Raw genomic sequence first — 23020 nt, 5'->3', positions numbered from 1 at the left:
CTCACTGGTTAGCGCCGGCGGGCGAGTAGCGCGCTGGTATGGGTCGCGATCATCCGTTCCTCATCGGTCGGAATCACGTAGGCCTGGACCTGACTGTCGGCGGAACTGATGCAGGAGCGCCCCATCAGGTTGGCGGTCTCGTCGAGCACGAGGCCGATCCAACGCGATCGTTCGGCGATGGCCGAGCGGATGACCGCGGAGTGCTCGCCGATGCCGGCGGTGAAGACCAGCGCATCCAGCCCGCCGAGCGCGGCGGTCAGCGAACCGATGGCAAGGCTCGCGCGATAGATGAAGACCTCCAGCGCCAGAGATGCGCGTGGGTCGGGGCTTCCCAGCAGGTCGCGGACGTCGTTGCTGAAGCCGGACAGGCCTTTCAACCCGCAGTCGCGGTAGAGCATTTGTTCGATTGCATGGGCATCCATGCCGCGGCTCAGCAGATACAGCACGATGCCGGGGTCGAGCTGGCCGGGCCGTGTTCCCATCGGCAGGCCGTCGAGCGCGGTGAAGCCCATCGTGCTGTCGATGCTGACCCCGTCCTGGATGGCACACATGCTTGCACCGCTGCCCAGGTGGGCGATGATCACGCGCCCGTGCGCGATCAATGGCGCGACGTCGTGCAGCCGTCGGGCGATCCATTCATAACTGAGGCCGTGGAATCCGTAGCGGCGCACGCCCTCCCGGTAAAGTTGCTCGGGAATGGCGTAGCGGTCGGCGACCTCGGGATGTCGCCGGTGAAAGGCGGTATCGAAGCAGGCCACCTGCACCATGCCAGGCATCATCGACCGGATCGCGCGGATCGGCGCCAAATTGTGCGGCTGGTGCAGGGGGGCGAGGGGCGCGTAGCGTTCCAGCGTCTCAATGGCGGCATCGTCAACGACGATGGGCTCGTCATAGGCTGGTCCCCCATGAACGACACGGTGGCCGACCGCGACCGGAAGCACTCCGCCCAACCATTCCCGAAGCCAATTGCCGAGAAAGGTCATTGCATTCGGCATTCCCTCCACCGCGGCGGGCAGCGCCTCCTCATACCCGGCGCCACAGCCCTCCGATGACCTCAACAGCAGGCGCGGCTGGGTGCCAATCCCCTCGATCTGGCCACGCAGGCGCGCTGGCATCGGGTCGGCCTGCCCCACTGTCGGCATGAGATCGAACAGTTGGAACTTGATGCTGGAGGAGCCGGCGTTGATAACGAGCATGGTGTCGGGCATCACGATTATCCTTTCACCGGTTCCTTGAGGCGCTGCCGGTCAGCGAACAGGGCGGCCACCGCGCAGGACGCCATCCGCGTCATCACGCTGTCGGCCCGGCTGGTCAGCACGATCGGTACCCGCGCGCCCAGTACGATGCCCGCCGCGTCGGCATTCGCCAGGAAGGTCAGATTTTTGGCGAGCATGTTGCCCGCCTCCAGATCCGGAACGACCAGGATGTCGGCGTTTCCAGCAACGGGGGAGACGATCCCCTTGATACGGGCGGCCTCGGGGCTGATGGCGTTGTCGAGCGCCAGTGGACCATCCAGTACGGCGCCGGTGATCTGGCCGCGGTCGGCCATCTTGCACAGCGCGCCCGCTTCCACAGTAGAGGGAATCTGCGGGTTGATTGTCTCAACTGCAGACAGGATCGCCACCTTGGGTCGATCGTTGCCAAGCGCGCGAGCGAGGTCGATCGCGTTCTGGATGATGTCGCGCTTCTCCTCCAGGGTCGGCGCAATGTTCACCGCGGCGTCGGTAATGAACAACGCCTTGTGGTATGTTGGGACGTCCATGATGAACACGTGACTGATGCGCCGCTCTGTACGCAGGCCGGATTCCCGCTTTGTCACCGCGTGCAGCAACTCGTCGGTGTGAAGGCTGCCCTTCATCAACAGGTGCGCGCGACCCTGCCGCACCAGATCGACGGCTGCCGCTGCGGCGGCGTGGCTATGCGGCACGTCGACGATTTCATAGGAGGAAATGTCGATGCCGGCCTCAGCGGCGACGGCTTGAATGCGATCCGCCGGACCGACAAGGATCGGGCGGATGAAGCCCTGGCGCGCGGCTTCAACCGCTCCGGCCAATGACGAGACGTCGCAGGGATGGGCGACGGCGGTCGCCACTGGTGCGATCTGTCTGCAGACCTCGACCAGCCGTTCATACTTTTCGTGGCGACGCCCGGATACTCCATTCATGGCGTCGACAGGATGGTTGTCGCTCATGTCGCCGCCCTCACCAACGCAGGAACAGGCCGACATCCCCCGGCATGCCGCCAGGGTAATCCAGGATTCGAGCCTCCATTCGATAGCCCTTTTCCTTCAGGTGCTTCGCATAGATGTCGAAGGCCTCGCGGGCAAAGCCGGTCAGCGTAGACGGCCAATCGGGCTCGAAATTGTTGATCGCGCGCCCTCTGTCGGTGCAGTAGGTGCTGGGAAAACGCGTGATCTGGAGTTCGGTCACGCCGCGTTCCGCCGCCAGGCGAACGGCGTTGGTAAAGCGCTCATTCGCATCGTGACGGATATGCTGATTCATAAAGGCGTCACGCAGCGCTGCCTGTTCCTGCTCGCGCTTTTTCTCGTGTTCCAGCGCCTCCCGCATCCGGGCGAGTTCCTCCTCCTCCGTGATGTGGTGAAGCTCCTCCGGACGGATGATGTCATCGAATTTGCTTGCGGGATCGACAGCATCGGGCGTTGGGGGTACGGCCTTGCTCATGGCGATTCTCCTCGCGGTCAATGTCAAACGGCCCCGATTTGCACGGCCGGAACTGTTGGTTACGTCACCTTTGTCGGCGGTTCCGCCCGGCGGACGGCGGTGCTGCCATCGTTCTTCCCGCCTCTCTTGCCACCGTCATGTGCAAGCTCGTCGGCGGCCTGGTGCAGCGGATTGTCACGGGCTGCGGCCATCAGGCGTCGCGCAGAGTCGCTCGGCTTGGTTTCCCCAGCCAAGAGCAGTTCAAGCTTTCTCAGCCGGCTGCGCTGCTCGGTGGTGAGGGGGCCCGCTGCGGTGAGGACCCGCTCGGCAATGGCAAGAAGCTCCTTGCGTTGCTCCGCCTCGGGGATCAAAGCCGGCAGGGAGGCAAGCGCGCCCGCCTCGTCCATCTGCATCAGGAACGCCTGTTCGCGGAAGATTTCGCGAACCTCGCCCAGTGGCCGCTTGGCCGACCCCGGATGTTCGTCCCGGATCCTGCGCAGCATCTGGAAGCTGCGCTCGTCGATCGCTTCCCGACTGCGACCGGCATAGGCCAGCACCCGGAACAGCGCCTCGGTGAAGCCTCCGGAGGAGGCACGCCCCATAATCTCAGCCTTCTTCTTTTCTACCAGGGCCTCGAATGCCTCGTCCCGGGTGCGGGGTGGACGGGCGCTGCCACCCGGTGCAGAGAGGCCGACCAGTGCCTGGAGCAGAGGAGAACCGTAAAGATCCAGGAACAACCGTTCCACGAAGTGATCGCGTTGGTCACGGTAGGCGTTCAGCGACCGGACGATGAATTCCGACACCGTCTCTTCCGCGGTCAGAAAGGCATTGTCGGGACCGACCGGCCGCCGGTTCTCCCGTACCCAGTCGGCGAGCGATTCGATCGGCGCCATGAAGGGGTTCAGGTGCGAGAACAGGTAGTGCTGCATCCGCACAGGGTTGGTCAGCCGCAGCCATTGGGCGAAGGGCTCGGAGACGGCGGCACGGATCTGGGGCCGGCCGAAGGTAACATAGAGCCCCTTGTTGATGTCGGAGACGCGGGCCACCGTGGCGAAGCGCTGATCGTCCTCCGTCGTGTTGCCTCCCAGGTGACGGATATCGTCCAGCGTGCGCGGCTCGAAGCGGGAGAGATAGTTGCCCCCGATCAAATCGGCGCCGGGAATGTCCGGATCCTTGGGATGGATCGTCATCTCGTACAGGCCGGGCGGCAGCAGGTCGATCAGGTCGATGTTCTCGATGAACTCCGCAGTTTCCTTCCGGGCAACGCGGCCGGAAACGAAGATGCCGAGGTGACCGATGTCCTGGTGCAGGTTGTAGACGATGGTCTGCTCGTGCGCCCGGATCTCGTCCACGCTGTCGTACAGGTCAAGGATCCAGCCGAGCGCTTGTTGCGGCGGGGTGATGTTGTCGCCCCAGGACGCGAACACCAGGATCGGGGAGCGGATGTTGCGCAAATCCAGGCGTCGGCCATCCTTGCCGACGATGCTGCCGGCAGTCAGCTTGTTCCCGACGAACAGCTCGTCGGTGATCGCCTCGATCTCCTCGCTGTTCAGGAGGAAGTAACCGCCCCACCACCGCTCGAAGGCAAGGTAACGCTCCGCCTCCGTATCGATCGAGGCGTAGAGGTTGTACATCTTCTTCCACAAAGTGTTGGCTGGATCGAGCTTTTCAAAGTTGCCGATCAGATGGGCGCCGTCGAACCGACCGTTCCCCAGGTCGCCGGCCAGCGCCGCCAGCCAGGCGCCGCCATAGAGGCCGCCAAGATAGCGCATTGGGTTTTGCCCTTTGACACCTGCCCAATAGGAAAGCGGAGAGCCGGCAATGATGATCGGCCCCATAAGATCGGGGCGCGCGGCGCTCAGCGCCATTACCGCCCAACCGGCCTGGCAGTTGCCGATGACACAGGGCTTGCTGGCACACGCCTCGTGCAGTGCGCTGACATGCTCGAGGAAGGTGGCCTCCGCAGCGGCAACGTCGGACAAAGTCTGACCTGGCACGGGTTCCGGGTGAAATCCGACGAAATAGCAGGGATGACCGGCCTGCAGCGCCGCGCCGATTTGGCTGTCAGGCTTGAAGCCGCCAATTCCGGGGCCGTGACCGGCTCGAGGGTCGACGATCACGAAAGGCCGCTTGGCAGGATCGATCTCAATCCCCGGGGCTGGCTTGATGCGCAGCAGCATATAGTTGCAGGGACGTTTCAGGTGACGGCCATCCAAGACCATCTCGTGAGCAAAGGTCAGGACCGGGGGCTTGCCCTGTTCGGCATGTTCGATGAACTGGTCGCCACGTCGGCGCAGTACATCAAGCAGAAGGATCCAGCGCTGCCACGCGTCGATGCTGTAAGTCGCTGCGTCAGGCAGCATATTCATAGGGGCGATGGGAGAGGTAATGGCGATCTTAGAGGCAAGATCTCCAGTGGACTGCGCAGCCACATCGGCGTGGTGAGATTGGCCACCTTTCATGCCCGCACCCGGTTGGAACGCTGCGAACGGGGTCGAGAGGGCCGCAGTGAAGGCCGAAATTGCGCTGCTCATGGATTGTTGCCATAGGTCGGTCATCAGCTTTGTATCCTCTCTCATTGCGGCATGCGTTCTGCTGCACGCGCTGCACGCGATTTGCTGGCCTACTTTTTCGGGCGATTTATGGAGAGTTCCAGAAATATTCGTAATTTTAAAATGCAGAACCACCTTTATTGCATGGAGACTTTGAGTACCATTATTCAGTAATCACACCAATTCCGTGAGGATCTTAAGGTATTTTCTGACGCTCCATTTGGCCGCATTGTCGCGTTTGCTGCGGTTGACGCAGCAAGTAGCAAGGCCAAATGAAACTAAATCCTTTCAGAGAGAAGCTGCGGCTTGCATATGAGCTACAGGATGAACCTCTGCGGAGACATCCCGCTGAGGAGTGCCCGCTCAGGAATGTTGCGATGTAGTGTAGGATTCCCAAGCGAAGAGGGGGTAGCTTGTAACAGTTAACACTGATACCGTAACGGTACAGTAGGATAGAATGGCGCTGATAAGATATCAGATCACTTTTCTCATGCTTCTCTCACCCAATGGTGAAAACCTGATAACAGCAGTGTCCCGAGCTATGTTTTCGCATTTCGAAAATCCGAGGAAAAATTTGCTACTTCATTGATACCGTTACACCCCCGAGCCCGAGCGTCAATCTGGCTCCTTGCGTGTTTGACGTAACCTTCAGCACAACACCTTTTTCATTCTCCAGATATCCGATGCCACCTCCTCCAACCAGAGCCGCACCGGTCTGTGCCACCGAATAGGTGCCCGGGAAGTCTTCGATATTTTTGAGGTTATAAACATCTGCGGCAGCTTCGTTTTTTGTACCTCCCACATCAGCGAGCGTCAGTCCGGATGCAGAGAAGGGGAACTGCTGGCCTTGATAGTACAGCGTACCATTTCCCCACGAGTACCCAATGCCAAGTGCGGCAGACCCGCCGGTAAATTCGATTCTCCCTACGGGCATCGGCTTTTCTTCTTGAGCAGACAATTCGCCAAAAAAGCATGCGTTGATGCTGATGAAAGCCATCGCTACATAGCTTATCCGGTGGCTGGCGACCTTGAACATATAGTCCTCCCAAATTTCCAAGACTGCAGAGAACGGAGAAGAGAACGAAACTATACTTCCAACTCTGGAATAACTTCGCTCTCCACACTTCGTTCACGCAAGGATCACGCAAGGATTTTTGCTAAGGATTACGAAGTTGATTGACGAGAATGTTATATGATTTTCCCTGCACGATGAACATAGTTACTGTAACCAACTCCGAAGATCCTATGCGCTACCTGCGAATTTATTATACGTCGACGTATGATTCACGTCTGGAAGAGGATTCGTGCATCTTTGGAGAGCAGCCGCCGCAGTTGTCAATAGCCGAACCGTCGCTGCTGGGGTGAGAACTCGCCCAGCCTTTCCCGAAGGACTGCATTCATCATCCGGATGCCGGGAGCGGTAGCGCAACGTTATGACCACCGATCAAATAGAATTCGGGGTGTGGAACGTCGCCTTGGTGAACCGGCTTCGTCTCATCCGTCCCTCTTCTCTGAATGAAGGACTGGCCCCCTGCCTGGAGGAGCATTCCGGTCTCGGGAAGAATCCGGCCGATCAAGCTCACCACAGTTACAGTAGCAAATAGGAACCTGCAGCAGGGTACTTCCGCACTGTCATCGTTTGCCGCCTGATTAGGACAACTCCATAGCACGGTAGGGCAACAATCATGGCAAAGCATGCCAAAGCGCGAAAACAGCACCACGCCAATGACGACATTCTCACCAATCGCTCTGGTGACAATGCACCCGTAGAAAAGCTGAAACGGCGAGTTTACGAGAAGGAACTGGCAAAGCTTCATGTTGAGCTTGTCACGCTCCAGGAATGGGTGGTGCGTAAGGGCCTCAAGATCTGCATCGTCTTTGAGGGACGCGATACAGCCGGCAAGGGCGGGACGATCAAGGCGATCACCGAGCGTGTCAGCCCGCGCATTTTCCGCGTGGTGGCCCTACCGACGCCGACGGAACGTGAAAAGTCGCAGATGTACATACAACGCTATATTCCCCACCTGCCGGCCGCCGGCGAGGTCGTGATTTTCGACCGAAGCTGGTACAACCGCGCGGGGATTGAACGGGTTATGGGTTTTTGTACGGAAGAACAGGCTAAGCGCTTCCTTGAAATGGCCCCTGCGGTAGAACGGGCGATGGTCGAATCCGGCATTATCCTATTGAAATACTGGTTGGAAGTTAGCGCCGATGAGCAGACTCGCCGATTGGAGGCACGAATCCAGGACGGAAGGAAAACCTGGAAACTGTCACCAATGGATTTGAAGTCCTACAGCCGCTGGTATGACTACTCCCGCGCGCGTGACGACATGTTCACGGCTACCGACACCCCATGGGCTCCTTGGTACGTCGCGCATTCAGATGACAAGCGTCGTGCACGCTTGAACATCATCAAGCACCTGCTGGAGCACGTTCCCTATGAAAATCTCCCCCGCGCTTCGATAAAGCTGCCAAAACGCCAGGACGCGGGCGGCTATCGCAAACCCGACTATTATTATAAATTGGTTGCAGAGCATCAGTGGGCGAACGAGTAGCAGAAACCAGGCAATCGCATCCGCCGTCCCTCCAGACGAAGAGGAGATCAAAATGAAAACGGGCATTATTTTTCTAGTGGCCGCAGCGTCTCTCTTGAGCGCATGTGATGGTATCCCTTCAAACTACACACAGGGAGATTCCTCTGCTGGCGCCGTCTCTGGAAGCTATGGCCAGACTTCTTATAGAACCGGCTATGGGGTTAGAAGAGACACGACGAGAAGCGGGGCTGACAGTCAAATGGATTGGGGAGAATAGCCTCAATATAACGTTGTCCGTAAAAGCTTGATGGGCAGGTGGTTAAGTTGCTGAATTCGTGACCTGCTACCGCCGAGACAAGCGAGGCTCCGCCCACCTCGTCACCAGTTGGCGGCAAGCCGGGCATTGCCGATTGTAATGGGGGCCGGCTCTCAGTCGGTCTCCACGTCGGTGTCCAGATCGCTGTTCTGGTCAGCTACCGGTTATGAAAGCGGTCATCAGAACCGCGCAGGGCCTTGATCTCGTAAATCGAGTGCCCCGGACTTCAGGACGCTTTCCCCCGCGCATTTCACCACTGTTCGCTGGCTTCTCGCTGTGCTCTGCCGAACAGACCGGCCTTGCGCAAACCGTCAGCGATACGCGACAGTGTGTCGGGCGCGAGGTTCAGCCTTTCGAGACTGGCTTGCGCATTGTCCGCGAATTGGGGGTCGATGCTCTGTATTTTCTCCACCTCCGCGGCCGCTTCGGCTGGATGGCCGGCTTCGGCATGTATCATCGCCAAGCTGACATGCGGAAGGACCGATTCCGGCACATTGATTTGTTTGGCCTCGTCCAGGGCTGCGCCGAAGCGGCCGTGCACGTAGTGGTAAAGGGCCAAGATGGAATGGTACCAGCCCGATAGCGCAGGGTTGCGCGCATAGGCCTCCAGGATCAGGGGCACGCCCTTGTCCCACGCACCGATTAGGCTGTAGCAGCGTCCAAGCTCTGCCAGGAGATCGCTGTCGTTGGGATTGAGCGAGAACGCTCGTTCATAGGTGGCGATGCCCAAATGCGGTTCACCCTGCAACCAATAAGACATCCCCAAAGCCCTCAGGGGCAATGGCGCATCCGGACTCAAGGCTACCGCGTATTGCGCGAGTTGCATGCTCTTTGCGATAGGATCGGGTCGACCGGAACTCCGATTGAATCCCAGCCGGCCTTCGTCGGCAGTCACCAGGGCCAGCGCGGCCCAAGCTTCCGCATAGAGTGGATCAACCTGGACCGCACGTTCGAGGCACGTGCGCGCTTGAGCATGTAGATTGGCCGTTAGCTGTCGCCAATATTGATATGTGCGCAGCATACATTCATAAGAGGACAACATATTTGCCTTCTGATCGGCACTGGCGCGCGCCTCTTCTTCATAAACTACGCCAAATGGCTGTGCAATTTTGCGAGCCACCTCTGCTGATATCTTCTGCCGCACATCTGCAAGCGTGGCCGGCGTGAAATCACGCTGGAAGGTGTTTGACCAGATGTACCGACGACTTTTCCCATCCATCAACGTAACGGTAACCCGAAGCTGACCGTCGAACTGCCCCGCCGTGCCCTTCAGCACGTACTCAGCAGTCGTGGCTCGTTCATTGTCGCGCGACGTCGAAGCGGCAAGGGTATGGATAGTGTTGTCCGCTCCAAAGACCCGCAAGTTCCGAAACCTGATCAGCCCACCAATCAGATCTTCAGTGAGACTATCGGCAAAGATACCTTGTGCTGGATCTCCGGTGCTGTTGGAGATTGGGAAGACGAGGAGTGACGGGCCGCGCACAACGGTCGTTGCAACCAGAGGCACAGCCTCCCTTTGTATGGAGGAAGCATTCCAGAAAATGGTCAGAATGGTTAAGGATATTGAGGCAAATATGAGAAACAGGAGCGCCGGTTTAGCTGAGGCCATACGGCTCGGTATACCGAAAAACCGTTGGCTTCTCAGCGGAGTGGTATGGTCCCTGGGCGTAGGCGAAGCGCTTACACAATTCATTTCAGGAACAAGCTTTTCGGAAACTTTGAAATCTCCATCTTCACCATTTTTCCCGGTGATATTATTATCGTCAAATTGTGAAAAATTTCCGTAGGCGTGAGGCGCCATTATAAAGTGTGGGACATAGCTTCCCTTCGGAATTGTAATTTGAACCGGGTCGTTAGCCCCGTCGGTAAGATAATATTGCTCAAGACAACGACGTATTCGTCCAGCCTGTATGCGCACGACTGGATCCAGAAGCGGGTCGAAAGTTTCATCTCTATCAAATACATCAACCGCAATAGTGTAGCCCTTTATCCGATCAGCGCGACCGGTCAAGGTTTCTTGCACAATAAATTGCAAAAATCGTTGCTTCCGCACTGATGCCCGGAAGCCTCGACTGTTAAGGACTCGATCAAGCGCATCTTTGATGAGTTTGGGAGGAATTTCGTTATCATTCTCTTGACGCATCTTATCTCTCCAATCCTGCAACTGACGCTCATTAGCCGCACAGCTCCTTTCCAATAAAATTTGTTTTAATTGCGACAAAAAAGCAAACGCAGCGAAATATTGTTTTCGGCTAACTCATAACCATCTCGGACATTAATTAATAACCATTATCAATAAGACGAGCTTTCATTTGGTTTAGTGAGTTAACATTAAGCACTGCAAGAACTGATCCATCACTTTCTTTTATATTTAAATTTTTTTGACGCGCAAACCCTGGCCGTTGAAGTATGTGCTTGCGGACGATCACATAGTGAATTCTATGACTTTGGGATATCAATCCTGCGCCGTTAGAGCACGACATTCCCCTTTCCTGTGGAATCATCGCACTCGATCGGGTAACTCTCGACCTGATCGAAAGGTGTGAAGTCAGCTATAAAATCGGTACGCTTTCGGTCATGTGGAGCGTACCCATCGGTTTCATTGCTAATTTTTTCGGTGAAAAGATTTGGGGGCAGAATCTTCAATGTTACGGCCGAGAGCCAGAGGCAGGCCGTCAATGGATCGTGGCATTTTCTGTTGTTCAGCTCTCTCGGATCTCAGCTTGAGCCGTTTCTTATCTGGGACACGCGGAGTATGCCGCGGGTCCATATCTGGCTAGACCATTTCATAGCTTAGCTCAGATTTCCTCATGTAGGCCTGGAACACTCTTTTAAAGGGTTGCGAAATGATCGCAACATGGGACGCCGACGGTGGATGCCGATCATCCGGCCTCCGACGGCCCGCGCAGGATGGGTATCGGAATGCCACGCTGCTCCTCAACTGCCTTGCGGACAGCGTCCCAGTCCACCCGCGCTGCGGCACGTCCCGCAGCGCGGGAGACGGCTGCCCCAAGTTTCGGATACTCGGGCGGGCCGAAGCGGCCGGACTCCTCCAGGGAATCAGCCTGTTGAGTCGTAAGGTGCACCTCGATGTACAAGGTGTCACCGAGCCAGCCAAGTTTGACTGGCTCGTCCACGACGCGAACCGGAGTCCCAACGGGTACCTCCCGGTACAGGCGCTCGATGTCCGAGTTGTGCAGGCGGAAGCAGCCGTGGCTCACCCGCCGCCCGACCCCGTAGGGTTTGTTGGTCCCGTGAATGATGATCCCCGGCCAATCCAGGTACAACGCTTTGGAACCCAGCGGGTTGTCCGGCCCCGGCGGGACAAAGGGGGGCAGTTCGGGATCCTCCTCTCGCATGCGTGCAGTCGGCATCCATGACGGGTTGACACGCTTGGCACGGACATGAGTAGACCCGGTCCGCAGATTGGCAGCCTCGGCCCCGATACCCACCGGAAAGCTGGTCGGAGACCTCCCTTCCGCAAAGTAGTAGAGACGCTGGTCCGCCAGATTGATCACGATGCCATTGTGTGGCCTCGAGGGCAGGATGTGTGCCGTCGGCAATACCACGAGCGCCCCGTTGCCCGGCAGCCACGGGTCGATGGCTGGATTCGCCATGATGATTTCGGTGTAACCGAGATCATTATCGATGGCGAGGTCGGCCAGCGTGTCATCGACCGAGGTGAAGACGATGCCGAAGGGCATCGTCCCAATGATGTCGACAGCCGCCATCGGCGTCGCCGCAATGGCCAAGGTGGCCAGTGTAGCAACGAGGCCCCCAACACTGAACAGCACGGCAACGCCCACGGCCACCTTACGAACGGGTCTTCCGCTGGCTGCGGCTGAACATACGATCCGCCTTTTCATTTGCCGCCCTGGCGTCCGCTGCTGCGGCGCGTGCCTGTTCGGCCGACTGCTGAGCGGCGTTGGCGGCGCGCGTCGCCTCAGCCTTCGCATCGTTGGCCGTGGACTGCGTCTGAATCAGAAGGGCCCGGTCTTCCGAACTTAATTGAGAGCACCCCGTCGCAAGCAGGGCACCCACAAGGATGATGGAGAGATTACGCAAAGTTATAGCCATGATATTCTCCTTCTCATAAAGCCGAAGGGCAGCGAGAGCGACGGGAGCGCTGGACTTCCGGTGCAGGAACGCCGCCCACTTCAACACGGCAGTTCACTCGGCAAACTGATGATCAATCATCGCCGGGAGCGGCATCGCGGCATTAACCTGTGTAAAGACCGAGCGCTCAATATGGCGGCCAGGGTTGATTGCAACGTTTGCGGTGGGCTGCCCGATAAGAGTGTTGCTTGGTTGGCGTTGAACGGTGTCAACAAGCCGCGCAGTCGAGCACCATGACGGCGTGCTCGTCAGCCCTCAGCGTCTTGGCGAACTCGGCCAGGAAGCGGGTCGTGGTCACGGTCGGGACGGCCGACAGAACCTCGACCCGCTGATAAGGCATGACGTTTGCAACCCGTTTGCGTCCGCGCGATGGGGCGCCACGCAAAACCCAGTCGTCGGACCCTATTTTGCCAAGGCGGCCCTCACCAGAGGCGCACCGCAATTCGGCGGGTCCAGCCGTCGTAGCGCAGGCTCCCACCCGGCAGATTTCCGCAGTTTCCTGCTCAACCCGGCGGATTGCCGGATACCACCCGTCACACGACCGGTACAGGCTGAGGAACGGACTGTGGGTGAAACGCACGGAAGGGAAAGAGGCAGGCATGTACCATGACCATGTGCGCCGGGACAGATTGACGAACAAGGCGTGGTTCCTGGGCGTGCTGGCGCTCGCTCTCACAGCGGTCGGCATCGTCGGTGGCATTGGGCACACCGGCCTCGCCGCCGTCTTCGCGCCGGTCACTGCGGCCCTGCCGGGCGGCGACTCCCTTGTGACCGTCTGGGCCGCCCTCGGCCTCGCGCTGATCCTCACGCTGAACGTCCATCTTCTCGGCCGGCTCGGCCTTCGGCTGCAGATCGCCGCCGTCTGGCTGGAGGTGTTCAGCCTGTTCCTGGTCTTCTTCTACAGCTTCGACCTGTCCTACAGCTTCATCCTGGGCAAGCTGTCGTTCCTGATCACCCAGGGCGTCGCCACGACGCTGTACATCTCGGCGATCTCCATCGCAATCGCGTTCGTTCTGGCGATGGTCGGTGCCATCGCGAGGCTGTCGGACAACGGCTTCGCCATCGCCATCTCGTCCTTCTACACGTCCTTCTTCCGTGGCGTGCCGCTGCTGATCCAAATCTACCTGATCTATCTCGGCATCCCGCAGCTCGGCTACGTCATCGGGGCGATCCCGGCGGGCGTGGCGGCGCTGTCGCTGTGCTATGGCGCCTACATGACGGAGATCTTCCGCGCCGGCATCATGAGCATCCCCAAAGGGCAGTGGGAGGCCGCGCGCGCGCTGGGCTTCGGGCCGATGCACACGCTGGTGCTGATCATCCTGCCGCAGTCGCTGCGCCTGATCATCCCGCCGACCGGCAACCAGTTCATCGCCATGCTGAAAGACAGCTCGCTCGTCTCTGTGATCGGCGTGTGGGAGCTGATGTTCCTCGCCCGCACCCAGGGCCGCGACGAGTTCCGTCACCTGGAGATGCTGATCACCGCCGCCGGCCTCTACTGGCTGATCTCCATCGTCCTGGAGCAGTTGCAGGCCCGGCTGGAGCGCCGTCTGGCGCGCGGCCACCACCACTGACCCGGTCCGCCCCCGCCCCGAACAATCAAACCGTCCGAACGCCAAGACTTCCCCTCACGTCAGGAGACCGTCCATGAGCCTGCTCAAATCCCTGTGCCTGGGTGCCGCCGCCATCGGCGCGCTCGCTTTTTCCAGCGGTGCCGCCGATGCGGGCGCCACACTCGACCGCATCACGCAGAAGAAGGAAATGGTCGTGGCGACCGCCGCCAACTGGCCGCCGCAGTCCTTCATGAACAAGGACAACCAGTTGGACGGCTTCGATGTCGAGGTGGCCAAGGAGATCGCCAAGCGGCTGGGCGCCACGGCCCGCTTCATCACGCCGGAATGGGGAATCATCACCGCCGGCAACTGGAACGGTCGCTGGGACATCTCCGTCGGTTCGATGACGCCGACGACCGGGCGGACCCGTGTCCTCGACTTCCCGGCAATCTATTACTACACGCCCTATGTCTTCGCCGTTCACAAGACCTCCAAGCTGGACAGCCGCGCGGCGCTGACCGGCAAGACCATCGGGGTCGAAGGCGGCACGACCTCCGAGGATTACATCAACGGCAAGCTGAAGATCGATGCCGTGGGCGTCCCCGACTTCACGGCCGACGTGAAGCCGGGCACCGTCAAGACCTACGGCGACAGCGTCGGCCCGCTGGACGATCTGCGGCTGGGCGACGGCGTGCGGGTGGATGCCATCGTCTCCGCCCTGCCGACTGTCGAGGCCGCGGTGAAGCGCGGCTATCCGATCCGCGCCATCAGCGACAAGCCGGCGTATCACGAGCCGCTGGCCATCGCCATCGACAAGGGCGATGCGGAGCTGAACGCCAAGCTGACGGAAATCGTGGCCGCCCTGAAGGCGGACGGCACGCTGAAGTCGCTGTCGGAGAAGTGGTACGGCATCGACTACACCGTCGCCAAGTAACGTAGCGCGAGGTCGGCCGCCCCAGCTTCCCAGGCGGCCGGTCTCCCTAAGACCCGACACCAATCCGGCAAACGGAACCCAACCGGCATGCGTGACTATCCGAACACCTATTACAGCGCCACCCGACGACCGGCGAGCGACCACGCCCCCCTGCGCGGTACGGTGACGGCCGACGTCTGCGTGATCGGTGGCGGACTGGCCGGCCTGTCCACCGCCTGGGAACTGATCCGGCGCGGCCGTTCCGTCGCGCTGCTTGAGGCGCAGCGGATCGGTTGGGGAGCATCCGGGCGCAACGGCGGCTTCGTTCTCCAGGGCTGGTCGGAGGGGCTGCGGAACATCGAGGCCCGCTGCGGCCGGGATCATGCCCGCGCGCTGTTCGGCCTTTCGGTGGAAGGTGTGGAGATCGTCCGCGACATCATTGCCGGCCATTCCCTGCCCGGCTGCAACCCGACGACGGGGAAGCTCAGCGTCACCCGGTATGAGGCGGCCGACCAGTTGCAGCGCCACCGCGACCACATGGCGCGGACCTACGGCTACGACTTCACCTACATCGACCGCCCGACGCTGCGCGGTTTGCTGAAGAGCGACATCTATTTCCAGGCCCTGCGCGACCCGGTCGGCTTCCATTTCCACCCGCTGAACTATTGCCTCGGCCTTGCCGACCTGGTCGCCGGCGCCGGCGGGCGCCTGTTCGAGGGCACCGCCATGATCGGCATGAGCCGCAACCACACGCCCGGCTCCGGCGGCCGCTGGCGGGTGGATACGGTGGACGGCTCGATCATATGCCACGATGTGGTGATGTGCGGCGGCGGTTACGGCGGGCCGGAGTTTGGTCCCCTGCGCCGGGCCTTCCTGCCGATCGCCACCTATGTGGTGCTGACCGAGCGGCTGGGCGACCGGCTGTCGGACTTCGTCGCCACCACCGACGCGGTCGGCGACGACCGTCGCTCCTCCGACTATTACCGCATCGTCGACGGCGACCGGCTGCTGTGGGGCGGACGCATCACCACCCGCTACGAACAGGACGAAAAGCGTCTGGCCGCCCTGCTGCGCCAGGATATCACCGGGGTCTTCCCCGGCCTTGCCGATGTGCGGATCGAAAAAGCATGGTCGGGACTGATGGGATACGCGCGCCACAAGATGCCTCATATTGCCAAAGTTGAGGAAGGCTTGTGGAGCTGTTCGTCCTTCGGCGGACATGGCATGAACACAGCCCCCATCGGTGGGCGCGTCGTTGCCGAGGCGATCACCGGCGAAAGCGACCGTATTCGGTTTTTCGCCCCTTACGGTTTGACCTGGAATGGCGGTATCTTCGGCCCCCCTGCCGCGGAACTGGTCTATACGGGACTGCGCCTGATGGACTTCTGGCAGGAATCACGATCCCGGCGCCAGGGCGCTTGAGGGATTGGCCACCGATGCAAGGGGATGAAGGAATGTCTGGGTCGGGCAACGAGCAGGGCTTCCGCCTGACGGACAAGGACAAGCAACTTCTCGCCCTGTTGCAGAAGAACGCGCGGGAGCCGACGTCATCGCTGGCCCGCAAAATCGGCGTTTCGCGGACGGCCCTGCAGGAGCGCATCCAGCGGCTGGAAAGTGCGGGCGTGATCGAGGGCTATTCGGTCCGCATCAACCACAGCAAGCTGATCTACACCGTCAACTGCTTCACCATGGCGGTTTGCAACAACAAGACCTATTCCGACGTCATCGCCCAGATGCGGACGATGGAGGCGGTTCAGGCGGTATACGCCATTTCCGGCGACTGGGATTTCGTCATCCACGTCGCGACGGAAACGCTGGAGAAGCTGAACGCCGAACTGACGCGGATCAACATGATCAAGGGCGTCGTCCGCACCACCTCCTGCATCGTCATGGAGACGAAATTCGACCGCCGGCTCGCTTTCATGGGCAGGATGGGAGCCAATCTGCTTGGGTACGCCGGCGATTTGCCGGCATCGGACCATGATGCCGGCGCGACAAGCCCGTCGCCGGGCAGAAACGAGGATGATCAAGCCGCGGATTGATCCGCCGGGCAGTCGCGCGCCGTTTCGATGCCTGCGCTGTTCACGCAGCAGATGCGCCGGAGGTTCTCTTGTCCGCCAAACCCAGCCCGATCACCACCCCCGATGGCCGCTACATCGTGGTGCGCGGACGTCTGTGGCGTGCGGCCAACCCGGCTTTGTCCGATGAGGCCCGCGCCGGCCTGATCGCCGATCTGATGCGGGCCCGCCGGGCTGTGGCAACCGCAAGGCGAGCCGGCGACCGCAGCGCGGAAACGGCGGCACACGCCGCCGTCGATCAGGCCAAACAGGCTCTCGGCGAGCGGGGCCCCGTCTGGTGGTCCGATGGTGCGCCGGATTTGAACCGGCACATGATCCGGACAACACCTTATGCCGGCTGGTTCCGTGAGGTGGGCGGCAATGACGACCGGTAGGCCGTGACTTGGAACTGCCCCCGCTCGGGCCCTGGCGCACTCATAGCCACGATTTGCGACACCGTCGGCTCTCCCCGGCTTGCCTCCAGCGCCAGCTTCGCCCAGAACTCCGCCCAATACCGTTTCCGTTTCCCCGTCATCAGGTTCGTCCTTCATCCTGGGCGAACCAAGCTTAGCCGACTGTCCGGGGAACGGGGACCCCTCACTCCGGGAGGGGAGATGATTGAATGTAAGTTCTGGAAACCGCCACTTAACCCGCCTCCTGTGTTCCTACGCCATTCAATGCCTCTCGCAGGCGGTTTTCCTGATCGGTTGTCAGGGAGGTTCGCAAAAGCGTCCCTTGGTACTTTGCAAGTTCAGGCAAAACTTTGTCGGGATTGACCTTGCGTACGAGGACGAACAGAGCTGACATTCCAGGCTTGATGGTTTCGGCAATCTTGCGGATGTAATCGTCCGAAATGCCGTAATCCGTCATGCTGCCAGCCAGAGCGCCGGCACCGGCACCGACGGCTCCGCCCACGACCAATCCGGCAAGGGGATTGAGAAACAACAAGCCGACCAGCGATCCCCAGAGCATGCCGGAAATCCCGGAGCGGGCGGCTCCCATCGACACCATATCGACCGCTTGTTTCAGTCGCACCTTTCCGTCCTGTTCTCGAACTGCTACGCAGGCATCCATAAGATCTATGAGATACTCACGTTGCATCTCCCGCAATTCGGTCAAAGCACGATCCGCCGTGTCCTTATCATTGAACGCGACGCAGATAAGATCAGACATGATATATACTCCCCTTTTTTGATCGATCGCAGCACAGGGTCGGTGGGTATTTGTGTAGCCCCTATGAAATACTCTATGAGAGCATTCCTTGTGGGCACGTCCGTGAGGGCAACGCCGGGATGTCACCGACACACAGGCACATTGGCGCCCGGCTGTGAGATGACGAAGACCACGGAACGTCAGCAATGAGCTGCCCCAGGTGGCGGTAAAGCTGGGAAACCGTCGTGACGGTATGGCGGATTTGGAATGTGGACAGTCTGTAGCCGTCGCATGTCCGCCGCTGACATGTCTTCAGATCTGTGCGTGAGCCCCGACTTCCGCCAAGAGTCTTACCTCCTCCAATAACCTTATCCAGTGATAACACTCCAAAAGTTGGGAAGCGCTGACCAGACATTGATGGAGCGTGATCCTGAGATTGGTGCAGGTTTTCTCTCAACCTAAGCTACTGATCCCTTTGACCAAGGTGAGTTACGGTAACCAACATTGCCATGATGCGGTCAGGATGGCGACGAGTACCGTAACTTACCGTTAGCAGGGTTCTCTGTGCGCTGGTCTTTGCGTCATATGAGGAGCCAGTTATGAGGAGCCAGTTCACCCCGCGATCAAGGTCCCACGGCACTCCCCGCTGCCCGCCGCTCTGGTCCATGGTAAGCCCGGATTGCTTTGAGACTTTGCACATGGGGTCCGAAGCGATTGCCACCGGCAATTGGAAGTTGAAACCAGTAATTTCTAAGGTTGCGAAAATAGTCTATCCAGACGGATATTTATATTTCTCATAGATGCAAGAGAATGACGAATAGCAATCCGTTTTTATATGGAAAATTGCGTAAACGATAAAATCGTGCGTCAAATCCAGAAACAGAAAGAAGAGATATTGTTATGAGGTATTTGGTATGGAAATTCACGAAGAGATTAACCGCTTTCATATTTATAAGCATTCTAGTGCTATTTCTCATTCGTGCCTACGATTCGCAACGTGGGCAACCTCTTGAGCCCTGGCATACCTATGTTCCAGAGGAACTGCACGGCAAGGAGCTCGATCGCAGCGATTGGACCGCGTACCTGAATGCTGAAGAGACCATCTTCGACCGGGTACGAACCGAGGTTACACAAAAGCTGCCGGCCGACGAACGTGTTCCCGTCAACCGCTACTTCGATGGCAGTCCGATTTACCCGGGCCGTTTTGCCCAGGACTGGAACCGTTCGTACGTGCTGGAACCCGATGTCGCTCCCCGCGGAGCGGTCGTCTTCCTCCATGGCCTGACCGATTCACCCTACAGCCTCCGCCACATCGCGCGCCGTTTTCGCGATTACGGCTTCGTCGCGGTAGCCCCACGGTTGCCCGGCCACGGGACCGTTCCGGCGGGCTTGACCGACATAGACTGGGAAGACTGGTTGGCGGCCACCCGGCTGGCGGTGAGAGAGGCTCAGCGACGCATCGGTCCATCCCAGCCGTTGCATCTCGTAGGATTTTCGAACGGCGGCGCGCTTGCGATGATGTACGCGCTCGACGCCCTCGAAGACACACGACTGCGACGACCGGATCAGATCACGCTGATCTCGCCGATGATCGGGATCACCGCCTTTGCCCGTTTCGCAGGCTTGGCGGGGTTGCCTGCCCTGTTCCCACCCTTCGCGAAAGCCGCTTGGCTCAGCGTGCTGCCGGAATTCAATCCCTTCAAATACAACTCCTTTCCGGTCAACGGCGCGCGCCAATCCCACCTGCTGACCACTGCGTTGCAGAGAAGAATCGCCGCAGGTGCGGCTGATGGCCGTCTGGCTGGTCTTCCGCCGATTCTCACCTTCCAGTCGGTGATGGACTTCACGGTCAGCACGCGCGCAATCGTAACCAGCCTGTACGTCCACCTGCCCGAGAACGGCAGCGAACTTGTGCTGTTCGACGTGAACCGCAACACCAAGTTCGGTCTGCTTCTGAGTTCTGCGTCGGACACCATGCTGAACCGGATCCTGCCCGATCCGCCCCGACGGTTCAGAACCACGATCATCACCAACAAGGACCCGGATCGCCCCGATGTGGTCGAGCGCACCGTGGAAGCCGGGACGGAGGCCGAACAGGTACGTGAGTTGGGACTGGCGTACCCGTTCGACGTCTATTCGCTGTCTCATGTCGCTCTGCCATTCCCGGTCACTGATTCCCTCTATGGTCTGCAACCGGAGCCCACAGAGGATTTTGGCATCCAGCTGGGTTCCGTGGCCGCCCGCGGAGAGCGCGGGGCCTTGATTGTCAGCATGGACTCCCTGCTCCGCATGTCCTCCAACCCCTTCTTTCCCTACCTGATGCAACGGATTGAGGAAGGATTGAAGCCGGCTGCGCCCCGCCACGTGCTTCGTAACGACGGCTCCGATCCTTGAACCAACAGAGAAGCGGTGAAGAAATGGCCACCAAGAAGGTCGCGATCGCTTGCCAGGGCGGAGGTACGCACGCCGCATTCACCTGGGGGGTGCTGAGAACCATCCTGGCGACGAAGAAGCGCTGGGATGCGAGCCCGACGGAGAGCGACACCTTCGACATCACCGCGGTCAGCGGCACCTCGGCGGGCGCCCTGTGTGCGCTCGCAACGTGGTACGGCCTCACCCCCAACACCGCCGACGGGACGTGTGGAACGATCGATAAAGCGATAGAGCGCCTGGACTTCCTCTGGACGACCTTCGCCGCAACCACGCCCGTCGAGTCCGCTCACAATCAACTGGTCGGTTCGCTCCTGCATTGGAAGTCGCAAGGCCTGCCGCTGGCGCAATCCAATCCCTATGGGCAGTACGGCGACCTCGGCCTCGCCGGCCTTTCCATGCTGGGAGCCCGGTCTGAGTATCTCGGATTTTCGGGCCTCCTGGCGGCGTTGTGCCCGAAGTTCGATACGATCGACTGGCCGCGGCTGGCCAAGGCCAACATTCGGCTTCTGGCCGGCGCCATCGAAGTCCTCAGCGGCAACTTCGAAGTGTTCGATTCCAACAAGTCCCTCGAACAGATGGGCTTGCTGCCGGACGGGCGGGAGATCAACCAGTATGAGATCACCCGCTGGCGGATGCGCCGGGCGATCTCGCTGGAAGGCGTGGCGGCATCGGGTACCCTTCCGGAAGTGCTGCGCGCGCAGGTCATCCCCAACATGGTGTTTCCGACCTGCGTACCGGGCCGGACAGTCACCCGCAACGGATACTATTGGGACGGGCTGTATTCACGCAATCCGCCGGTGCGCGATCTTCTCGACGCCGAGGCGAAGGATGAAAAGCCGGACGAGATCTGGATCGTGCGCATCAACCCGCAGGAATTCCACCCGGCCTCGACAAACATCGGACTGGAGGACATCCGGGATCGTGAAAACGATCTGGCCGGCAATCTGTCGCTGAACCAGGAACTCGACTCCATCATGACGGTCAACCAGTGGCTCCAACGATACGGGGACAGCCATCCGCCGCTGAACAACCATAAGATCATCGCTGTGCGGACCATCAAGATGACCCGCGACACTGCCTGGGGCCTTAAGCACACATCGAAATTCAACCGGAGCCCGGAGTATTTCGCCGCGCTCCGCGAAGAAGGGCGGATGGTTGCGGAGCAATGGCTGGCGGACTGGCGCAGGCTCGGCAAGGACTTCCCGCGCTACCCCAACGATGCACGTTACCCTGAACCGGTGGGATGGCAGGAGCCATCGATATGATCGATCTCGCCGCCGTCCTTGTCGCGCTCGGGCTGCTCATGCTCCTTGCCTACCGCGGCGTGACTTTGCTGATCGCAGCCCCGGCTGCGGCATTGCTGGCCGCGCTGCTGACCGGCGGCCTGCCGATCCTCGGCGCCTATACCCAGATCTTCATGAGCAACACCGGCTCCTTCATCATCTCCTTCTTTCCCTTGTTCATGCTGGGAGCGATTTTCGGCAAGCTGATGGACGACACCGGATCGGCGCGAGCGCTTGCCCGGCTGGTCAGCGACCGGCTTGGGCCGCAGCGCGCGATCGTCTCGGTGGTTCTGTGTTGTGCCGTGCTGACTTATGGAGGCGTTTCGGCTTTCGTCGTCGCCTTCGCCATCTACCCGGTAGCCGCGGCCTTGTTCCGCGATGCCGCCATCCCGAAGCGACTGGTTCCCGGAGCGCTCGCGCTCGGCGCGTTCACCTTCACGATGTCGGCGCTGCCGGGATCGCCGGCAATCCAGAACGCGATCCCCATGCCTTTCCTGGGCACCACGGCCTTTGCGGCTCCAGGCCTTGGTATCGTCACCGGTCTGGTGATGTATCTGCTGGGCATCATGTGGCTGAACGGCCGCGCCGCCCGTGCGCGGATGGCCGGCGAGGGTTATGGCGATCACGTCGATGGCACACCGGTCCAGGACCGGGTTATCCGCGAGCACGCACAGGCCGAGGGATTCGACATCGCCGAACTCTCGCCCAGGCCCGACCAGGAGAGGGCAGCCGGCAGGGAAAATCTGCCCCCCGCCGTACTGGCGGTCCTTCCGATCATTGTGGTCATCGTCACCAACTTCCTGTTCATCCAGGCCGTTGTCGAAAGGATGGATACCGCCTTCCTCGCGGAACCGCGGTTCGGAGCCACCACCATCGAAACAGTACGCGGCGTTTGGGCAGTCATCGTGGCGCTGTTTTTCGCCGTCCTCCTGCTCATCGCCGGCAACTGGAACCGTTTGGACGACCTGCGGACGAGCCTCGACAAGGGGGCCGACGCTTCGGTGCTGCCGATCTTCAACACCGCAAGTCTCGTCGGATTCGGCGCAGTGATCGCTGCACTTCCGGTCTTCAACGCGATCAGCGAGGCCGTGTTGGATATCGGCGGCGGAAACCCGCTGGTGTCGGTCGCAGCGGCGGTGTCGGTGCTGTCCGCAATGACAGGCTCGGCCTCGGGCGGCATGAGCATCGCGCTTGAGACGTTGGGACCAACCTTCGTCGACATGGCGCATGCAACCGGCGTCTCGCTCGACGTGATGCACCGGGTGACAGCGGTCGCCTCCGGCGCCCTGGACGCGCTGCCACACAATGGCGCCGTCATCACACTCCTCACCGTCTGCGGGCTCAGCCATCGCGACGCCTATGGCGACATCTTCGTCGTCGCCGTCGCCATTCCGATGATCGCGCTGGTCATCCTGATTGTTCTGGCCAGCCTGCTCGGCACCTTCGGGCTTTAG

The 23020-nt window shown here is 60.2% G+C and carries 19 protein-coding genes; 9 read left to right on the top strand and 10 right to left on the bottom strand.

The features are described from left to right. Positions 1-8 precede the first annotated feature (8 nt). The 5 genes from ACCD06_RS02220 to ACCD06_RS02200 form a co-directional block, all read right to left on the bottom strand. Complete coding sequence (locus ACCD06_RS02220) at positions 9-1208, bottom strand: acetate/propionate family kinase (protein WP_413338444.1); 1200 nt, start codon at positions 1206-1208, stop codon at positions 9-11. Positions 1209-1213: 5 nt separating this feature from the next. Then, complete coding sequence (locus tag ACCD06_RS02215) at positions 1214-2191, bottom strand: bifunctional enoyl-CoA hydratase/phosphate acetyltransferase (RefSeq protein WP_413338442.1); 978 nt, start codon at positions 2189-2191, stop codon at positions 1214-1216. A 10-nt stretch (positions 2192-2201) separates the two neighbouring features. Beyond that, a complete protein-coding gene (locus ACCD06_RS02210; protein WP_413338440.1) occupies positions 2202-2681 on the bottom strand; it encodes a hypothetical protein in 480 nt (159 codons plus the stop codon). A 59-nt stretch (positions 2682-2740) separates the two neighbouring features. Then, positions 2741-5218, bottom strand: coding sequence for a TerB family tellurite resistance protein (locus tag ACCD06_RS02205; RefSeq protein WP_413338438.1), 2478 nt, complete (start codon positions 5216-5218; stop codon positions 2741-2743). Between the two features lie 571 nt (positions 5219-5789). Continuing rightward, a complete protein-coding gene (locus tag ACCD06_RS02200; protein ID WP_413338436.1) occupies positions 5790-6248 on the bottom strand; it encodes an EipA family protein in 459 nt (152 codons plus the stop codon). A gap of 649 nt (positions 6249-6897) precedes the next feature. Here ACCD06_RS02200 and ppk2 point away from each other — a divergent pair. After that, the gene (ppk2, locus tag ACCD06_RS02195; RefSeq protein ID WP_413338434.1) at positions 6898-7767 is read left to right on the top strand and encodes a polyphosphate kinase 2; all 870 of its coding nucleotides are present in this window, start codon (positions 6898-6900) and stop codon (positions 7765-7767) included. A 545-nt stretch (positions 7768-8312) separates the two neighbouring features. On the opposite strand, the gene ACCD06_RS02190 is transcribed toward ppk2, so the two are convergent. The 4 genes from ACCD06_RS02190 to ACCD06_RS02175 form a co-directional block, all read right to left on the bottom strand. After that, positions 8313-10205, bottom strand: a complete 1893-nt coding sequence (locus ACCD06_RS02190; RefSeq protein ID WP_413338432.1) for a hypothetical protein — start codon at positions 10203-10205, stop codon at positions 8313-8315. A 739-nt stretch (positions 10206-10944) separates the two neighbouring features. Beyond that, positions 10945-11868, bottom strand: coding sequence for a L,D-transpeptidase family protein (locus tag ACCD06_RS02185; RefSeq protein WP_413338430.1), 924 nt, complete (start codon positions 11866-11868; stop codon positions 10945-10947). A gap of 7 nt (positions 11869-11875) precedes the next feature. Then, a complete protein-coding gene (locus ACCD06_RS02180) occupies positions 11876-12139 on the bottom strand; it encodes an alanine-zipper protein (protein ID WP_413338428.1) in 264 nt (87 codons plus the stop codon). A gap of 247 nt (positions 12140-12386) precedes the next feature. Next, positions 12387-12518: a hypothetical protein gene (locus ACCD06_RS02175; protein ID WP_413338426.1), complete on the bottom strand. Its 132-nt coding sequence runs from the start codon at positions 12516-12518 to the stop codon at positions 12387-12389. 259 nt (positions 12519-12777) lie between these two features. Here ACCD06_RS02175 and ACCD06_RS02170 point away from each other — a divergent pair, with 259 nt between their 5' ends. The 5 genes from ACCD06_RS02170 (at position 12778) to ACCD06_RS02150 (ending at position 17093) form a co-directional block, all read left to right on the top strand. Further along, positions 12778-13749 carry an amino acid ABC transporter permease gene (locus tag ACCD06_RS02170; protein WP_413338423.1) on the top strand — a complete coding sequence of 324 codons (972 nt, stop codon included), beginning with the start codon at positions 12778-12780 and terminating at the stop codon, positions 13747-13749. A gap of 73 nt (positions 13750-13822) precedes the next feature. Then, the gene (locus ACCD06_RS02165) at positions 13823-14662 is read left to right on the top strand and encodes a transporter substrate-binding domain-containing protein (protein WP_413338421.1); all 840 of its coding nucleotides are present in this window, start codon (positions 13823-13825) and stop codon (positions 14660-14662) included. Positions 14663-14749: 87 nt separating this feature from the next. After that, positions 14750-16063 (top strand): NAD(P)/FAD-dependent oxidoreductase, encoded by a 1314-nt coding sequence (locus ACCD06_RS02160; protein WP_413338419.1) that lies wholly within the window; start codon positions 14750-14752, stop codon positions 16061-16063. Positions 16064-16095: 32 nt separating this feature from the next. Beyond that, positions 16096-16683 carry an Lrp/AsnC family transcriptional regulator gene (locus ACCD06_RS02155; RefSeq protein WP_413338417.1) on the top strand — a complete coding sequence of 196 codons (588 nt, stop codon included), beginning with the start codon at positions 16096-16098 and terminating at the stop codon, positions 16681-16683. Between the two features lie 68 nt (positions 16684-16751). Continuing rightward, positions 16752-17093: a hypothetical protein gene (locus ACCD06_RS02150; protein ID WP_413338415.1), complete on the top strand. Its 342-nt coding sequence runs from the start codon at positions 16752-16754 to the stop codon at positions 17091-17093. 250 nt (positions 17094-17343) lie between these two features. Here ACCD06_RS02150 and ACCD06_RS02145 read toward each other — a convergent pair whose 3' ends face one another. Next, complete coding sequence (locus ACCD06_RS02145; RefSeq protein ID WP_136703250.1) at positions 17344-17871, bottom strand: DUF1269 domain-containing protein; 528 nt, start codon at positions 17869-17871, stop codon at positions 17344-17346. An 879-nt stretch (positions 17872-18750) separates the two neighbouring features. Between ACCD06_RS02145 and ACCD06_RS02140 the strand changes: the two genes are divergently transcribed. Genes ACCD06_RS02140 through ACCD06_RS02130 form a run of 3 tightly spaced genes read left to right on the top strand, consistent with a single transcriptional unit; the run spans position 18751 to position 23020 of the window. Next, a complete protein-coding gene (locus ACCD06_RS02140) occupies positions 18751-20244 on the top strand; it encodes an alpha/beta hydrolase (protein WP_413338413.1) in 1494 nt (497 codons plus the stop codon). A gap of 23 nt (positions 20245-20267) precedes the next feature. Beyond that, positions 20268-21548, top strand: coding sequence for a patatin-like phospholipase family protein (locus tag ACCD06_RS02135; RefSeq protein WP_413338411.1), 1281 nt, complete (start codon positions 20268-20270; stop codon positions 21546-21548). Beyond that, positions 21545-23020: a GntP family permease gene (locus ACCD06_RS02130; protein ID WP_413338409.1), complete on the top strand. Its 1476-nt coding sequence runs from the start codon at positions 21545-21547 to the stop codon at positions 23018-23020. Before ACCD06_RS02135 ends, ACCD06_RS02130 begins: the two co-directional genes overlap by 4 nt.

Origin of the sequence: Azospirillum sp. CT11-132 (assembly GCF_047302835.1) — a bacterium.
Classification (GTDB): Bacteria; Pseudomonadota; Alphaproteobacteria; order Azospirillales; family Azospirillaceae; genus Azospirillum.
The sequence above is the reverse complement of the archived record's forward strand: the minus strand, read 5'-3'. Positions and strand labels throughout refer to the sequence as shown.

Coding starts and splice junctions, on each gene's coding strand:
- ACCD06_RS02140 (WP_413338413.1), top strand. CDS start 18,751: ATGAGGTATTTGGTATGGAAATTCACGAAGAGATTAACCGCTTTCATA.
- ACCD06_RS02145 (WP_136703250.1), bottom strand. CDS start 17,871: ATGTCTGATCTTATCTGCGTCGCGTTCAATGATAAGGACACGGCGGAT.
- ACCD06_RS02175 (WP_413338426.1), bottom strand. CDS start 12,518: ATGCCTTATCAGCGGGTCGAGGTTCTGTCGGCCGTCCCGACCGTGACC.
- ACCD06_RS02165 (WP_413338421.1), top strand. CDS start 13,823: ATGAGCCTGCTCAAATCCCTGTGCCTGGGTGCCGCCGCCATCGGCGCG.
- ACCD06_RS02220 (WP_413338444.1), bottom strand. CDS start 1,208: ATGCCCGACACCATGCTCGTTATCAACGCCGGCTCCTCCAGCATCAAG.
- ACCD06_RS02170 (WP_413338423.1), top strand. CDS start 12,778: ATGTACCATGACCATGTGCGCCGGGACAGATTGACGAACAAGGCGTGG.
- ACCD06_RS02155 (WP_413338417.1), top strand. CDS start 16,096: ATGTCTGGGTCGGGCAACGAGCAGGGCTTCCGCCTGACGGACAAGGAC.
- ACCD06_RS02205 (WP_413338438.1), bottom strand. CDS start 5,218: ATGACCGACCTATGGCAACAATCCATGAGCAGCGCAATTTCGGCCTTC.
- ACCD06_RS02180 (WP_413338428.1), bottom strand. CDS start 12,139: ATGGCTATAACTTTGCGTAATCTCTCCATCATCCTTGTGGGTGCCCTG.
- ACCD06_RS02130 (WP_413338409.1), top strand. CDS start 21,545: ATGATCGATCTCGCCGCCGTCCTTGTCGCGCTCGGGCTGCTCATGCTC.
- ACCD06_RS02135 (WP_413338411.1), top strand. CDS start 20,268: ATGGCCACCAAGAAGGTCGCGATCGCTTGCCAGGGCGGAGGTACGCAC.
- ACCD06_RS02215 (WP_413338442.1), bottom strand. CDS start 2,191: ATGAGCGACAACCATCCTGTCGACGCCATGAATGGAGTATCCGGGCGT.
- ACCD06_RS02210 (WP_413338440.1), bottom strand. CDS start 2,681: ATGAGCAAGGCCGTACCCCCAACGCCCGATGCTGTCGATCCCGCAAGC.
- ppk2 (WP_413338434.1), top strand. CDS start 6,898: ATGGCAAAGCATGCCAAAGCGCGAAAACAGCACCACGCCAATGACGAC.
- ACCD06_RS02160 (WP_413338419.1), top strand. CDS start 14,750: ATGCGTGACTATCCGAACACCTATTACAGCGCCACCCGACGACCGGCG.
- ACCD06_RS02190 (WP_413338432.1), bottom strand. CDS start 10,205: ATGCGTCAAGAGAATGATAACGAAATTCCTCCCAAACTCATCAAAGAT.
- ACCD06_RS02200 (WP_413338436.1), bottom strand. CDS start 6,248: ATGTTCAAGGTCGCCAGCCACCGGATAAGCTATGTAGCGATGGCTTTC.